The organism is Sphingomonas arvum (assembly GCF_026013565.1).
GTDB lineage: Bacteria > Pseudomonadota > Alphaproteobacteria > Sphingomonadales > Sphingomonadaceae > Sphingomicrobium > Sphingomicrobium arvum.
The window spans coordinates 1,033,514-1,047,847 of the sequence record NZ_JAPDOB010000002.1 but is presented as its reverse complement, the minus strand read 5'-3'; the positions used below and the strand labels follow the sequence as shown (position 1 = coordinate 1,047,847).

The following is a 14,334-nucleotide window of genomic DNA, read 5'->3' as shown; positions in this document are numbered from 1 at the left end:
CGGCGCTTCCCCTTCCCTCTTCGCTTTGTCAAGCGCGGCGCCCCTCGCTAAGGCTGGCGGAACATGCAGATTCATCCACTTGTCACCGACAGCGCTACCCTCGCCGCCCTGGTCGAGCGCCTCTCCGCCCACGACTTCGTCGCCGTCGACACCGAGTTCATGCGCGAGAACAGCTACTGGCCCGACCTGTGCCTGCTGCAGATCGCGTCCACGGAGGAGGCGGCGGCGATCGATCCGAAGGCGGACGGCCTCGACCTCGCTCCCTTATGGGACCTGCTGGTCAACAACGAGGACGTGCTGAAGGTCTTCCATGCCGGAGGCCAGGACCTCGAGATCGTCTACAACATGACCGGCAAGACGCCGCACCCGCTGTTCGACACGCAGGTGGCGGCGATGGCGCTCGGTTACGGCGAGCAGGTCGGCTACTCCAACCTCATCGAGTCCATGCTCGGCCACACGCTCGACAAGGGCGCGCGCTTCACCGACTGGAGCCGGCGGCCGCTCGACAAGCGCCAGATCGACTATGCGATCGGCGACGTCACGCACCTGGCCACCATCTTTCCCAAGATGGTTCAGAAACTGAAGCGCACCAATCGCGGCCAGTGGCTGGACGAGGAGATGGAGCGGCTGGCCGATCCATCCTCCTTCGCCTTCGCGCCCGAGGATGCGTGGAAGCGGCTGAAGCTGCCGAGCCGCAACCCCGCGGTGCTGGGTCGCCTCAAGGCGCTCGCCGCCTGGCGGGAAGTGGAAGCTCGCGGCAAGAACCTGCCACGCGGACGCATCGTCAAGGACGACACGCTGAGCGACCTCGTCGCCCACCCGCCCAAGACACAGGAGGACCTGGCCAAGGTCCGCGGCCTGTCCGCGGGATGGCGCAACAACGACATCGGTGCCCGGCTGATGCAAGCGCTGGGCAATGCCGCGCCCCTGTCCGCGGATGAGCTGCCGGACCGCGAGCCGCGCCGCCCGGGCCTGACCAAGGACGGCGCGCTGGTCAGCGACCTTCTCAAGCTGCTGCTCAAGATCCGGGCAAAGGAGACGGGCGTGGCGCCCAAGCTCATCGCCCGTTCCGACGAACTTGAGTCGTTGGCGGCCGGTGTGCGTTCTGACCTTGCGATCCTGTCCGGCTGGCGGTTCGAGCAGTTCGGGCGCGACGCGCTGGACCTCGTCGAGGGCCGCCTGGCGTTCGCGATCGAGAACGGCAAGCTGAAGATGACCCGCACGCTGGAGACCGCCGAATGATCCGCCCTGCCCTGCTTGCACTGCCACTGCTGCTATCCGGCTGTGCCACCATGAGCCCGCGGGTAGCCGGAAAGGGCAGCTGCTCGGCCGACGAACTGGCCGACTACGCCGGGCGGCCGGCGACGGCCAAGCTGGGCGAGGAAATGATGCAAGCGTCCGGGTCCAAGGTGCTTCAGTGGATCCAGCCCGGACAGATGGTCACCATGGATTTCCGTTCCGACCGCTTGCGGGTGAAGCTCGGCCCCGACAACAAGGTCGCGTCCGTTAGCTGCGGCTAGTCGAGCGCCAGCTCCGCACGCAGCTTGAGGGCGGCGGAGAGCTGCTTGTGCCGCTTGCGCACGGTGTCCGAATATAGCCCGGAGTCGCGCTTCTTCATGCGCAGCAGCAGGCGTTCACCGTCCTGTTCCACGGTTGTTCGCTTTAGCAGGCTGGCGGTCCCGCCGCTGAGCCGCTGAGCCAGACGGATGGCGCGGCCCCAATATCCCGCATGTTCCAGCACCCGCGCCTCGACCAGCGCCCCGACCTCGTCGTCATAGGCGCCATCGCCACCAAACGCGCTGCACAGGGTTCGGCCGAGGATGGCGCGGCCTTCCGCGTCGATGCCCACCCAGTTGCCGTGCAGCCCCATGTCGACGGCCCATTCGGCACGGAAATCGGGGTGCGCGTTCCAGGCGACGTCGGCCAGCAGGCACGCCGCGCGGCGCAGCCGGCGGGCAAGCGGCGTGTCGTCCGGAAACAGCGGCGCAATCCAGCGATCGAGCAAGGCGCCATGGTCACCGAACCGCCCGAGCCGCTCGCCGACCTCCAGCGCGGCGGCGAGCAGCGGGTCCTCGCTCCGGCGCTCCGCGCTGAGATTGTCATACAGGATGCCCTCGCGCAGGCCAAAGGCGCTGGTCACCACCCGGCGTGCCCCGAGCACCCGGCACAAGGCATCGAGGATGGCGGCGGCCGCCGGAAGTGTCTGCAGGCGGCCCGATTGCAGGCCGACGCGGTTGCGCAGGTCGTCGGTCGAGGTCGCGCGGACCAGGTTGCGCAGGTCGCGGACGCGCGCGGGGTCCATGCTGTGCTGGTGAACGATGGGCAGCGGGTGATCGGCCAGCAGCAGGTCGAGTTGGGCAAAGGCGCGGAAGGAGCCGCCGACCAGGTAGAGGTTGCCGTCGCGCGCCGCGCCGAGCAGCTCGGGCGTCACGCCCTTGCGAACGGTTGCTGCGAGCGCCTTGGCACTGGCCTGCTCGCCGACGCGCAGCACACCGAGCGGCAGCGACACGCCCGGCGAGGGCGCGCCATCCGCCACCGGGGTCAGCTCCAGGCTGCCGCCGCCCAGATCCGCCACCACGCCGCGGGCATGCGGAATGGCGCTGATCACTCCCAGCGCCGATAGCCGCGCCTCCTCCTCTCCCGGGATCAGTTCGGGCGTGATCCCGGCCGCCGCCGCGCGTTCCAGGAACTCCGGCCCGTTGGTCGCGTCGCGGACGGCGGCAGTGGCGACCGCGTGCAGCTTCTTGAGCTTCATCTCCCTGGCGAGCAGCCGGAAGCGGGCCAGCGCCTCCAGCGCCAGCGCCATGGCCGGCTCGCTCAACCGCCCGGTTTCGGCCAACCCGCGGCCGAGCCCGGCCATCACCTTCTCGTTGAACAGCATGCTGGGCACCCGTTCCGAGCCGCCATAGGCGACCAGGCGCACGCTGTTGGAGCCGATGTCGATGATCCCGACGGGACCGAAGGGACGTTCGGCCATCAGCCGCCCTGGTCCAGCTGAAGCTTGGGCACCTTCTTGCCCTCCAGCGCCTGGCCGCGGCCGGACAGCGACGGGTTGGTCATGAAGTAGGTATGCAGGTTGAAGCTCTTCTTGCCCGGCTTGACGCGGGTGTAGCGGCCCTCGGCGTCGAGCGTCCAGCTCTGCTCGTTGTCGATCAGGTTGGCGACCATCACCTGGTCCAGCACCTGCGCGTGGACGGTGGCATTCTCCATCGGCACCGCCACCTCGACCCGTCGGTCGAGGTTGCGCGGCATCCAGTCCGCCGAGGAGATGAAGAGCTTCGCCTTGCGGTGCGGCATCTTGGCTCCGTTGGCGAAGGCCCAGATGCGGCTATGCTCCAGGAAGCGGCCGACGATGGACTTCACCCGGATGTTCGCCGACATGCCCGGCACGCCCGGTCGCAGGCAGCAGATGCCGCGGATGATAAGGTCGATGCTGACCCCCGCCTCGCTTGCGGCATAGAGCCGGTCGATGATCCGCGGGTCGACCAGACTGTTCATCTTGGCCCAGATGGCGGCGGGCTTGCCGGCGCGGGCGTTCGCGACCTCCGCGTCGATCAGCCCTTCCAGTTTCTCGCGCAGTCCACGCGGGCTCAGCGTGATGAGCTCCAGCCCCTTGGGCGCGACATAGCCAGAGATGAAGTTGAACAGCTTGCCCGCGTCCCGCGCGGCCCGGCGGGACGCGGTGAACAGGCTGAGGTCCGTGTACAGGCGGGCGGTCACCGGGTGGTAGTTGCCCGTCCCGAAATGGCAGTAGGTGCGGAACACCGCGCCTTCGCGCCGGACGACCATGGACACCTTGGCGTGGGTCTTCAGGTCCATGAAGCCGTAGACGACCTGCACCCCGGCCCGCTCCAGACGGGAGGCCCACAGCAGGTTCTGCTCCTCGTCAAAGCGGGCCTTCAGCTCCACGACGGCCGTGACCGACTTGCCAGCGTCGGCGGCGGCGACCAGCGCATCGATGATCGCGGACTGCTTGCCGGCGCGATAGAGCGTCTGCTTGATCGCGATCACGTCAGGGTCGGCGGCCGCCTGGCGCAGAAAAGCGACCACCACCTCGAAGCTTTCGTAAGGGTGGTGGACCAGGATTTCCTTGTCGCGGATCGCCGCGAAGCAGTCGCCGCCGTGCTCCTGGATGCGCTCGGGCAGCCGCGGGCTATAGGGCGCGAACTTAAGGTCGGTCCGGTCCACCTCGACCAGCTGGCCAAGGTCGGCGATGCCGATGAAGCCGCCGCTTTCGGCGATGATGGCATGTTCGGCATGGAGACCGGCACGGACGAGGTTCTCCAGATCTTCCGGCGTGCCACTAGAGAACTCCAGGCGGATCACCCGGCCGCGCCGCCGTTCCTTGATCGCCGTGCGGAAGGTCCGGACCAGGTCCTCGGCGTCTTCCTCGATCTCCATCTCGCTGTCGCGCAGGATCCGGAAGGCGCCGGCACCGAGCAACTCGAAGCCGGGGAACAGCAGGTCGAGGTTGGCCGCCAGCGCCTCGTCGATCGTGACGAAGCGGGCACGCTTCCCGGGCAGGCGAATGAAGCGCGGGATCGACGCGGGGATCATCAGCACTTCGTTGACCGCCTCGCCGTCGGCCGTGTCGACCATGGCGAACACCAGGCTGAAGCCGAGGTTGGGGATGAACGGGAACGGGTGGGACGGGTCGATCGCCTGGGGCGTCAGGACCGGAAAGATCTGTTCGCTGAGGTGATCACGCAGGAACTCACGCTCCCGCTCCGTCAGGTCCGCCGGAGTGACCGCCTCGACGTGCTCGCCAGCAAGCAACTTGGCAAGCTCCAGCCACATGCGCTGCTGTTCGGCGACCAGCGCGTCAGCCTCCGCCCCGATCAGCTCCAGCTGCTTGGCCGGGGTCAGGCCATCGTAGCTGAGCTCCTCCACTCCCTCGAGCTGCTGCTCCTTCAGGCCGGCCACCCGAACCATGAAGAATTCGTCGAGGTTGCTCCCGCTGATCGACAGGAAACGGAGGCGCTCCAGCAGCGGGTGCTTGGGATTGGCGGCCTCCTCCAGCACCCGGCGGTTGAAGGCCAGCCAGCTCAACTCCCGGTTGAAGTACCGCCGGTCGGCCCGGACAGGGGCGTCGACCCTGATCTCGACCGGCGCGTTCATTCGCTGGCTCCGTCGATCAGCCCGGCGCTGATGAGCGCGCGGCGGACGGTCGGGATCGTGAGGCGCGCCCGCTCGGCAATGGCGAAGCGATCGATCGCCTCCACCACCCGCTCGGCCGTCCAATAATCGCGCATCACCCGCATGACGACATAACGCAGAGCGTCGTCCGGAAGATGCAGACCGCGGTCGGCGAACAGCCGCTGGATCAATGCGCCGAACAGCGCATCGTCGGGCGGCAGGATGCGGGTGACCGGCGTCACCGCCAGCCGGGTCCGCAGGTCGGGCAACGCCGGGCTCCAGGCGGGCGGTACATCGTCGGCGACCAGCACCAGCGGACGACCGCTCTCCTGCGCGTGGTTCCAGGCGTGGAACAGCACCTCCTCGTCATGGCGGTGCGCATCGTCGAACAGGCGTCCGCCGACCCGCGCAACGAAGCCGCGGGCGAGCAGGGAACGGCCCGAGCGGCGCGGACCGGTGAGGATCGTCGCCTTGACCGGCCAACTGCTCCAGCGGCGCAGATGCTCGAACGCGTCGCGATTGGCATCCGCGACGATGAACCGGCTGTCGTCGCTGCCCTGCGGCCAGTCGAGCGGAAGCGCGATCTGGTCGGGCGGGCGCATCAGTCTTCGGCTCCTCCCGGGGCCGGCTCGACCGTGTTGGTGGCCGGTTGGGCGGGCTGCGGCGCCGGGGGCCGCGGCGCAGGCGATGGTGCGGGCGTTGGCTGCTGGGTCGGAGCATAGCCGATGATCTTGAACACGGTGCCCGACGTGTCGGTCCGCCAGCCGCGCGCGTTGAGCGCCGCCGAAAGCTGCGCCGGCGAACCGCGGTAGCGGACGGACAGGATGGCGTTGCCGAACTCGCGCACCTCCAGCACGCCCGGGATCGAGCGCAGCCAGCCTACCGGCGAATAGGGACTGGTCACATAGACCTGGATGAAGCTGGCGGGGGCCTGCTCGACCGGCTTGGGCGCTTCCTCCTCCTCCACGGGCTCGTCGATCACCGGCGGCTCGGGCACGATCAGGCTCGGGTCGGGGCTGAGCTGGCCTGCCGCCTGCCAGCGGCCGAACAGCGCATCCATCTGCTGCACGCCCCGGGTCATCATCTCGGGGATGGCGGCGCTGTTCTGCGCCGTCAGGGTGAAGCTGCCGAGCGGCCGACGATCTGGGCCGAAGTAGCCGCTGAAGGTGCCGGTCGCCGGGCCGCCGGGATAGACCCGGCGCAGCTGCACCTCGGCCACCAGAACGTCGGCGGCGCCATAGTAATCGAGGATGTTGCGCCACATGCCGCGGCCCGGGCGAGCGGTCTGCGCGGCGTTCACCAGCAGTGGGTCGATGCCCAGGCCCGACACGCGCACGTAATCGACCGGGCTCTGCGAGGTGCGATATTCCGCCCAGGCGCGCTGCCAGGCGTTGCGCTGCTCGACGCTGGTCGCGGCGCCGGAGGTCACCACGATCGGGATCAGCAGCATAGGCGCGGAGCGGTTGACTTGGCCGGCCACGCCGAGCAACTGTCCGGCGCGCGAGCGGTCGAACAGGACGCCTAGGGTCGCGACATAGCGGTTGGGCCCGATCTGCTCTGATTCGACGATGATGGAGCTGACCAGCTGGTCGAGCGTGCCGTCCGGCAGCGTCGGCGCTTCGGAGATCGGGCGACCGTGGGCCTTGGCCCACAGCGCCTTGAAGCCCTCCCGCTGGGCGATGCGCCAGCCGTTGTAGCGCGCTTCGTCTGCCGTCTTGCCGCCGACGTCGACCTTGATGCCGCCCATTTCCAGCGTGTTGGAGCTGTCGAGCGGAAGGATGCCGCGGTCGCCGCTTTCCAGCTGAGCATAGCCGACCCCGCCCCCGACCAGCAGGAAGAGGGCGAGCAGGGCGGAAGGCAGACGGCCGCGGCGCAACATGAAGCGCCTTCTGGCGACTGTTCGGTGGATTTCCAAGCGGCAACTGGTCTACGGCATCCGCCCATGGGGCTGACGTACGAACAGGCCGGCGTGAACATCGCCGCGGGCAATGCGCTGGTGAAGGCGATCGGGCCACTGGCCAAGAGTACCCGCAGGCCCGGCGCCGATGCGGAGTTGGGCGGGTTCGGCGGCTTCTTCGACCTCCGCGCGGCCGGCTTCACCGACCCGATCCTGGTCGCCGCCAATGACGGCGTGGGCACCAAGCTCAAGCTGGCGATCGACACGGGCCAGCATGGCGGCGTCGGCATCGACCTCGTCGCCATGTGCGCCAACGACCTGGTCGTGCAGGGCGCCGAGCCGCTCTTCTTCCTCGACTATTTTGCAACCGGAAAGCTGGATAACCCGGTCGCCGAGCAGGTGGTCGCGTCCATCGCCGACGGCTGCCGGCAGGCCGGCTGCGCGCTGATCGGCGGCGAAACGGCCGAGATGCCCGGCATGTACGCCGCGGGCGATTACGACCTCGCCGGCTTCTGCGTGGGCGCCGTCGAGCGCGGGCAGCAGCTGACCGGCGCCGACATCGCCGCGGGCGACGTGATCCTCGGGTTGGCCAGCTCGGGTGTTCATTCCAACGGGTTCAGCCTCGTCCGGCGGCTGATCGCGGACAATGGCTGGAAGCTGGACCGCCCTGCCCTTTACGATCCCGACGTGCTGCTCGGCGACGCCCTGCTCGCGCCGACACGCATTTATGTGAAGAGCCTGCTGCCGGAGGTCCGCGCCGGGCGGATCAAAGGGCTGGCGCATATCACCGGCGGCGGGCTGCTGGAGAACATTCCACGCGTGCTGCCTGATGGCGCGCACGCCGTGGTGGATGCGGACAGCTGGGACCTGCCGCGGCTGTTCGCCTGGCTGCAGGCCGGTGGCGCGATCGAGCCGGGCGAGCTGGCGCGAACGTTTAATTGCGGGATCGGCATGGTCGCGATCGTCGCGGCCGCCCATGCTGATGCCGTCACGGCCAACCTCACGGCGGCGGGGGAACAGGTCTTCGCGATCGGCCGGATCGAGGCCGGGACTCGCGGCTGCACGGTGCACGGCTCCGCCGATACCTGGAGCGCGCGGGAGCCCTGGACCGCGACCCATCACCATGGCTGACAAGGCCCGGGTCGCCGTCCTGATCAGCGGCGCAGGGACCAACATGGCCGCCCTGCTCTACGCCTCGCGCCTGTCTGGCGCGCCGTTCGAGGTCGTGGCCGTCGGCTCAAACAAGCCGGACGCGCCGGGGCTGGCGCTGGCCGCCGCTGAAGGCATTGCAACCTTCGCCCACTCGCACGTCGGGCTCACGCGGGCGGCGCACGATGCGCTGATCGACCGGGAACTCGAGGCGGTCGGCGCTGACACCGTCGCGCTGGCCGGCTACATGCGCCTGCTGACGCCCGGGTTCGTCGGCAAATGGGCCGGCCGCATGCTCAACATCCATCCGAGCCTCCTGCCCAAGTACCGCGGGCTCGACACCCATGCGCAGGCGCTCGCCAATGGCGACTCGCACGCCGGCTGCTCGGTTCACCTGGTCACCGAGGAAGTGGACGCGGGCGAGGTGCTGGGCCAGCTGGCGGTGGCGATCCACCCGGGCGACACCCCTGCGAGCCTGGCCGAACGGGTGCGGCTGGCCGAGCACCAGCTCTACCCGCGGGTGCTGGCGGGGTACGTGTCCCGCCCGTTCGACGCGGAGTGGATCGAAGCGCAGGTGGACCGGCTGGCCGCCGCCCTGCCGGAGGTCACCCGCAAGACCTCGCACGGCTCGCACGGCTGGGCAGTGGGACCCGAGAAAACCGCCAAGCTGTTCGCGATCATCGCCGATCACCACCATGGCGAGGAGGCCGTCGGCCTGCTGGTGAAGGCCAGCGGTGCGGACGAGATGACCGGCCTGATCGACGCGCAGCCCGAGATCTACTACTGGCCGAAATATTATGGCGCGAGCGGCTGGCTCGGCCTCAAGCTCAACCGCCGGGACGTGGACTGGAGCCAGGTCGAGCAGTGGCTGGAGCGCAGCTGGCGCGCCTGCGCCCCGCCGCGCCTGACAAAGCTCATGCGGGCGGCGGAGGAGTTCTGACGTCCGCTTTCGACGCATTGCGGACAATGGGCCTTGCTCGTAACCTCGTTAACTTACCGATCCCAAGGAGTGCGAACCATGATTGTATCAACCTTGCTTGCGGCAATCCTATCGACACAGCCGGCCCCCGCACCGCAGACCACATCCGCTCCGGCCCATGAGGCAGAGAAGAAAATGGCTTGCTGCGAGAAGATGGCCAAGGGTGAAGGATGCGATTGCTGCAAGGATATGGGCAAGATGACTGACGGCGCGCGGCGCTAGCCGTTAGTCACCCCGACAAAGCCCTATGAAGGGGCGACACGTCGCTCGTGTCCGCTTCTCACCCACTGCGGACATTCAGTCGCGCATGAAAAAGGCCGCCGGACTGCTCCGACGGCCTTTCTCACAACAGCAATGCGCGGTGATCAGCCGACGATTTCTTCCGGCTGGAAGAAGAAGTCGATCTCGATCCGGGCGTTCTCGTCGCTGTCCGAACCGTGGACCGAGTTGGCTTCGATCGACTCCGCCAGCTCCTTGCGGATGGTGCCGGCTTCCGCGTTCTCCGGGTTGGTCGCGCCCATGATGTCGCGGTTGCGCTTCACGGCGTCCTCGCCTTCCAGCACCTGCACGACCACGGGGCCGCTGGTCATGAAGGTGACCAGGTCGTTGAAGAACGGCCGCTCGCGGTGGACGCCGTAGAAGCCTTCGGCCTGCTCGCGGCTCATCTGGATGCGCTTGGACGCGACGACGCGCAGGCCGGCGTCCTCCAGCATCTTGGTGACCGCGCCGGTCAGGTTGCGGCGGGTGGCGTCGGGCTTGATGATCGAAAAGGTGCGCGTCACGGCCATGGCGTCGCGGTGCTCCTGCTAGAAAGGGTTGGGATTGGCCGCGCCCCTAGACGGACGGGGGCGGACAGGCAAGCTCAGCCGCTGGCCTTCAGGGCCCAGCGCCCGTCCTCGCGGGCGTGGTAGTGGCGCTCCACGCCGTCGCGGCCGCTCAGCAGCTTCCAGGCGAGACGGGCACCCTGGAGATGCTCCTCGTCGAACAGGTAGAAGGCCCGATCGAAGGTCAGCGCCGCTTCGCGCCACTCCCCGTCGGCGATTAGCAGGTTGCGGGCGCGATTGGGTGCGTCGGGCGTGATGGACAACAGGATCGGCTGGCGCGCATCGTCCGAGCCGCCGGCGATCCCATGCGGCAGGAAGCTGGTGTCGCCCTGGTCCCACAGCAGACGATCGAGCCGGGCGAGCGTGCCCTCGTCCGCCGCCACCACCAGCAGCTGCCCGCCATCGCCCACCACCTTGCCGGCCAGCGTGGCGATGATGCTTTCGGCCGGTGTTCCGCCCAGCTGGTAGAAGTCGACGCGCATGCCCGGCCGGCTTAGCGCTCGGCCGTTGCCTCGACGAAGGCGTCGAGCAGGCGCACGCCAAAGCTGGTCGCGCCCTTGTCGTAGGTAGTGCCGGGCTTGTCGCTCCACACCACGCCGGCGACGTCCAGGTGCGCCCACTTGGTGCCGTTCTCGACAAAGCGCTGGAGGAACTGCGCGGCGGTGATCGAGCCGCCTTCGCGCGGACCGACGTTCTTGATGTCGGCGATGGGCGAGTCGATCAGCCGGTCGTAGGCTTCGCCGATCGGCATGCGCCACAGCTTGTCGCCGGTCGCCTGGCCCGCGGCGAGGAGGTCGTTGGCGAGGCCGTCGTCGTTGGAGAAGACGCCGGCATATTCATGGCCGAGGCTGATCACCATCGCGCCGGTCAAAGTCGCCAGGTCGACCATCAGCTTCGGCTGGTACGTCCGCTGCGCGTAGGTCATCACGTCGCCGAGCACGAGGCGGCCTTCGGCGTCCGTATTGATCACCTCCACCGTCTGGCCGCTCATGCTGGTGACCACGTCACCCGGGCGCTGGGCATTACCGTCGGGCATGTTCTCGACCAGCCCGCACAGGCCGACGACGTTGGCCTTGGCCTTCCGCCCGGCGATGGCGAGCATGGCGCCGGCCACCGCGCCAGCCCCGCCCATGTCCCACTTCATCGATTCCATGCCGGCGGCCGGCTTGATCGAGATGCCGCCGGTGTCGAAGGTCACGCCCTTGCCGATCAGCGCGATCGGTTGGCCACCCTCGCCGCCGCCGTTCCAGCGCATGACCAGCAGCCGCGGCTCGCGGACGGAGCCCTGCGCCACGCCGAGCAGCGCGCCCATGCCGAGCTCTTCCATGGCCGGGCCATCGAGCACTTCAATCTCGAGGCCGGTGCCGTCCATGGCGGCGCGGCAGCGCTCGACGAAGCTTTCGGGGTAGATGATGTTGGCAGGCTCGGCGACCAGCTCGCGGGTCAGGCACGCGCCCTTCAGCACCGGCTCGTAGCGCTCGGTCCAGCGTGCCTCGGCGCCGTCCGCCGCACCGACGATCACGAGCTCGGTAAGGGTCGGCTTCTGCCGTTCCTTGAGGCGCGTGCGATAGCGGTCATGCCGCCAGGCGCGGAGGGACGCTGCCAGCGCGACCTTGGCGGCGGCATCGGCGCCGAACCTGGCCCCGGACAGGTCGATGACCGCGCTCGTCTCGCCCGACAGGAGCAGTTTGGCGACGGCCGTGCCGCCGAGCTTTTCCGCAGCATCCTCGCCGCTGGCTCCCAGGCCGACCAGCAGGACGCGCCGGGCGGTGCCGCCCTCGTCGATGAAGCTTTCCGCCGAGCCGCCCGCCTCGCCCTCGAACCGCTGCAGCCGGGCCGCCGCCTCCACCGACTGCCGGGCCGCGCCGAGCACGCCAAGGCCGGCGCGATCGATGCCGGCGACGGGCAGGACCAGCGCGTGGCTGCCTTCGGGACGGGTGGCGGAGAAGCGGATCTGCATGGGGGAGCGTCCTTGTCGGTAAGCCGTGTCGGCCCGGGCTCTTAAGCGCTGGGGCGCACCATGCAAGGCATTGCCGCCACTCGGGTGAGGTGCGATAGGCCGGGCATCAGGACAAAACAGGCGAGCGGGCGTCAGGACGTTGAGGGTGGGGAAGTTGGGCTGGACGGCGCTGCCGCTGATCCTTGCGCTCGCCGTCCCGGCGGCGGCGCAGGACGCGCCCCCAACCACGGCCGTCCCCGTGTCCGTGGTGCCGAGTGCGCAGGACGTCGACTTCAGCGCCGATATTGTCACCTACGACGACGAGGCGGAGACGGTCACCGCCGCGGGCCGCGTGCGGGCGTCGCGGGATGGGCAATATGTCGCTGCCGACCAGGTCGTGTGGAATCGCCAGACCGGTCAGGTGGTCGCCACCGGCAAGGTGGTGCTGCTCAATCCGCAGGGCGACAAGTTCGTTGGCGACAGGGCGATCCTGACGGACGAACTCAAGGACGCCACGGTCGAGAACCTGCTGGTCGTGTTCGAGAATGGCGGCCGGCTGGCGGCGCGCAGCGCCACCCGCACGGGCGACGTCACCACGCTGCGCGACGCGGTCTACTCGCCCTGTCCGGTCACCCGGGACGATGGCTGCACCCCCCGCCGGCCGAGCTGGAAGGTCACGGCCGCCCGCGTTCGCTATGATGCGGTGCGCAACCGCGTCCGCTTCAGCCGGGGCCGGCTGGAGATCCTCGGCATTCCCCTCCCGCTGTTGCCGATCTTCGCGCTCAGCACGGGTGGCGGCAGCGGCGGCGCATCGGGCGTGCTGTTCCCGGAGATCAAGCTGTCGGGCCGCAACGGGTTCGAACTGGGCGTTCCCTATCACCTCTCGTTTGCGCCCAACCGCGACCTGACAATCACGCCGCGGCTCTACACCGGTTCCCTGCCGTCGATCGAGGCCAAGTATCGCGAGCTGGACCGCTTGGGCGCGTTCCAGGTCAGCGGCTTCGCCACCGTGGGCGACAACCAGGCCTCGGATCCCGACAGCGACAACGGCATCCGCGCCTATGTCGACGCCAATGGCAAATTCCAGTTCGACCCGCTGTGGAGCCTGACCGGACAGATCCGCCGATCGACCGACAAGACGCTGACCCGCCGGTATGACATCACCCGCGAGGACAAGCTCCGTTCGTTCCTGAACCTGGAGCGGATCGACCTCGACAGCTACGTCAGCTTGGCCGCCTGGTCCTTTCAGGGCCTGCGTTCCACCGACCGGCAGGCGGCGATCCCGCTCGCCCTGCCCGCCATCGACGCCCGCTTCCGGCTGGAGCCACCGGCGATCGGCGGCCGGGTCGAGCTGCAGGCCAACAGCCTCGCCATCCTCCGCCGCGATGGACAGGACACGCAGCGGGCGTTCGCCGCCGCCCGTTGGGACCGACGCTGGCTGACGTCGTTCGGCCAGGAGCTGCAGCTGACCGGCTACCTGCGCGGCGACGTCTACCATACGGACGAGGTCGAGAAGACCGCCAGCCTGATCTACCGCGGCGAGGAGGGCTGGCATGGCCGGACCATCGCCGCCGCCGCCGCCGAGGCGCGCTGGCCGCTGATCGGGCCGCTGGCGGGCGGCATCCAGCGGCTGGTTCCGCGCCTGCAGCTGGTACTGACGCCGCCCACGAGCAACTTCTCCATCCCCAACGAGGACAGCCGGGCGGTCGACCTGGAGGCGAGCAACCTGTTCGCGCTCAACCGTTTTCCCGGCTACGACCGGTGGGAAGACGGCAGCCGAGTCACCTATGGCGTCGACTGGTCGTTCGACCGGCCGCGCCTGGCGATCACCACTACGGTCGGCCAAAGCTATCGCCTGAACCGGGACGAGCGCATCTACCCGGAGGGCACGGGCCTGACCGACCGCTGGTCGGACATCGTCGGGCGCACCCGCGTGCAATATGGCCGCTTCCTCGACCTCACCCACCGCTTCCGGGTGGACAAGGACACGTTCGCCGTCCGCCGCAACGAAGTCGACCTGACGGTCGGCACCGACCAGACCTACGCCCGGATCGGCTACCTGCGCCTGAACCGCGACATCGACACCACGACGGAGGACCTGCGCGACAAGGAGGAGCTGCGGCTCGCCGGACGCTGGCAGTTCAAGCGCTACTGGTCGGTATTCGCCGCCACGGTGCTCGACCTCACGGACACCGAGGAAGACCCGCTATCGCTGGCCGACGGGTTCGAACCGGTCCGCCACCGCGTGAGCCTCGACTATGAGGACGATTGCCTCGCAATTGGCATCTCGTGGCGGCGCGACTATGACCGCGTCAATTTCCTCAAGGAAGGCAGCACGTTCCAGTTCCGCCTAACCCTGAAGGGGTTGGACCGCTAGGCGCCGCTCATCGGCGGTTCAGCGGTCCTCGCG

At 68.8% G+C, this 14,334-nt stretch carries 12 protein-coding genes; 5 read left to right on the top strand and 7 right to left on the bottom strand.

What is annotated here, in order from left to right:
• Window positions 1-63 precede the first annotated feature (63 nt).
• The gene (gene rnd / locus OMW55_RS12810; protein ID WP_264883668.1) at window positions 64-1,242 is read left to right on the top strand and encodes a ribonuclease D; all 1,179 of its coding nucleotides are present in this window, start codon (window positions 64-66) and stop codon (window positions 1,240-1,242) included.
• Window positions 1,239-1,520 (top strand): I78 family peptidase inhibitor, encoded by a 282-nt coding sequence (locus OMW55_RS12805; RefSeq protein WP_264883666.1) that lies wholly within the window; start codon window positions 1,239-1,241, stop codon window positions 1,518-1,520. The genes rnd and OMW55_RS12805 overlap by 4 nt, the downstream gene beginning before the upstream one ends.
• Here the strand turns inward: OMW55_RS12805 and OMW55_RS12800 are convergent.
• Genes OMW55_RS12800 through OMW55_RS12785 form a run of 4 tightly spaced genes read right to left on the bottom strand, consistent with a single transcriptional unit; the run spans window position 1,517 to window position 7,015 of the window.
• Window positions 1,517-2,977: a Ppx/GppA family phosphatase gene (locus OMW55_RS12800; protein WP_264883664.1), complete on the bottom strand. Its 1,461-nt coding sequence runs from the start codon at window positions 2,975-2,977 to the stop codon at window positions 1,517-1,519. The two genes, OMW55_RS12805 and OMW55_RS12800, sit on opposite strands and share 4 nt — an antisense overlap.
• Window positions 2,977-5,118 carry an RNA degradosome polyphosphate kinase gene (locus OMW55_RS12795; RefSeq protein WP_264883662.1) on the bottom strand — a complete coding sequence of 714 codons (2,142 nt, stop codon included), beginning with the start codon at window positions 5,116-5,118 and terminating at the stop codon, window positions 2,977-2,979. Before OMW55_RS12795 ends, OMW55_RS12800 begins: the two co-directional genes overlap by 1 nt.
• Window positions 5,115-5,738, bottom strand: coding sequence for an HdaA/DnaA family protein (locus OMW55_RS12790; protein WP_264883660.1), 624 nt, complete (start codon window positions 5,736-5,738; stop codon window positions 5,115-5,117). The genes OMW55_RS12795 and OMW55_RS12790 overlap by 4 nt, the downstream gene beginning before the upstream one ends.
• Entirely contained in the window at window positions 5,738-7,015 is a 1,278-nt protein-coding gene (locus OMW55_RS12785; RefSeq protein WP_264883658.1) for a heavy-metal-associated domain-containing protein, read from the bottom strand. Before OMW55_RS12785 ends, OMW55_RS12790 begins: the two co-directional genes overlap by 1 nt.
• Window positions 7,016-7,078: 63 nt before the next feature.
• On the opposite strand from OMW55_RS12785, the gene purM reads away from it, so the two are divergent.
• Complete coding sequence (purM, locus tag OMW55_RS12780; RefSeq protein ID WP_264883656.1) at window positions 7,079-8,164, top strand: phosphoribosylformylglycinamidine cyclo-ligase; 1,086 nt, start codon at window positions 7,079-7,081, stop codon at window positions 8,162-8,164.
• Complete coding sequence (gene purN, locus OMW55_RS12775) at window positions 8,157-9,122, top strand: phosphoribosylglycinamide formyltransferase (protein ID WP_264883654.1); 966 nt, start codon at window positions 8,157-8,159, stop codon at window positions 9,120-9,122. Before purM ends, purN begins: the two co-directional genes overlap by 8 nt.
• Window positions 9,123-9,526: 404 nt before the next feature.
• Here the strand turns inward: purN and ndk are convergent, their stop codons facing one another.
• The 3 genes from ndk to OMW55_RS12760 form a co-directional block, all read right to left on the bottom strand.
• On the bottom strand, window positions 9,527-9,949 hold the full coding sequence (gene ndk, locus OMW55_RS12770; RefSeq protein WP_264883652.1) for a nucleoside-diphosphate kinase: 423 nt from the start codon (window positions 9,947-9,949) through the stop codon (window positions 9,527-9,529).
• Between the two features lie 74 nt (window positions 9,950-10,023).
• Complete coding sequence (locus tag OMW55_RS12765) at window positions 10,024-10,467, bottom strand: DNA polymerase III subunit chi (protein WP_264883650.1); 444 nt, start codon at window positions 10,465-10,467, stop codon at window positions 10,024-10,026.
• Between the two features lie 11 nt (window positions 10,468-10,478).
• Complete coding sequence (locus OMW55_RS12760) at window positions 10,479-11,945, bottom strand: leucyl aminopeptidase (RefSeq protein WP_264883648.1); 1,467 nt, start codon at window positions 11,943-11,945, stop codon at window positions 10,479-10,481.
• A gap of 145 nt (window positions 11,946-12,090) precedes the next feature.
• Between OMW55_RS12760 and OMW55_RS12755 the strand changes: the two genes are divergently transcribed.
• Window positions 12,091-14,301, top strand: a complete 2,211-nt coding sequence (locus OMW55_RS12755) for an LPS-assembly protein LptD (RefSeq protein ID WP_264883646.1) — start codon at window positions 12,091-12,093, stop codon at window positions 14,299-14,301.
• Window positions 14,302-14,334: the final 33 nt, after the last annotated feature.

Bases quoted from the DNA above. Each gene is read 5' to 3' on its own strand.
- OMW55_RS12795 (WP_264883662.1), bottom strand. From the start codon at position 5,118: ATGAACGCGCCGGTCGAGATCAGGGTCGACGCCCCTGTCCGGGCCGAC.
- OMW55_RS12800 (WP_264883664.1), bottom strand. From the start codon at position 2,977: ATGGCCGAACGTCCCTTCGGTCCCGTCGGGATCATCGACATCGGCTCC.
- OMW55_RS12765 (WP_264883650.1), bottom strand. From the start codon at position 10,467: ATGCGCGTCGACTTCTACCAGCTGGGCGGAACACCGGCCGAAAGCATC.
- OMW55_RS12805 (WP_264883666.1), top strand. From the start codon at position 1,239: ATGATCCGCCCTGCCCTGCTTGCACTGCCACTGCTGCTATCCGGCTGT.
- ndk (WP_264883652.1), bottom strand. From the start codon at position 9,949: ATGGCCGTGACGCGCACCTTTTCGATCATCAAGCCCGACGCCACCCGC.
- OMW55_RS12760 (WP_264883648.1), bottom strand. From the start codon at position 11,945: ATGCAGATCCGCTTCTCCGCCACCCGTCCCGAAGGCAGCCACGCGCTG.
- rnd (WP_264883668.1), top strand. From the start codon at position 64: ATGCAGATTCATCCACTTGTCACCGACAGCGCTACCCTCGCCGCCCTG.
- purM (WP_264883656.1), top strand. From the start codon at position 7,079: ATGGGGCTGACGTACGAACAGGCCGGCGTGAACATCGCCGCGGGCAAT.
- purN (WP_264883654.1), top strand. From the start codon at position 8,157: ATGGCTGACAAGGCCCGGGTCGCCGTCCTGATCAGCGGCGCAGGGACC.
- OMW55_RS12785 (WP_264883658.1), bottom strand. From the start codon at position 7,015: ATGTTGCGCCGCGGCCGTCTGCCTTCCGCCCTGCTCGCCCTCTTCCTG.
- OMW55_RS12790 (WP_264883660.1), bottom strand. From the start codon at position 5,738: ATGCGCCCGCCCGACCAGATCGCGCTTCCGCTCGACTGGCCGCAGGGC.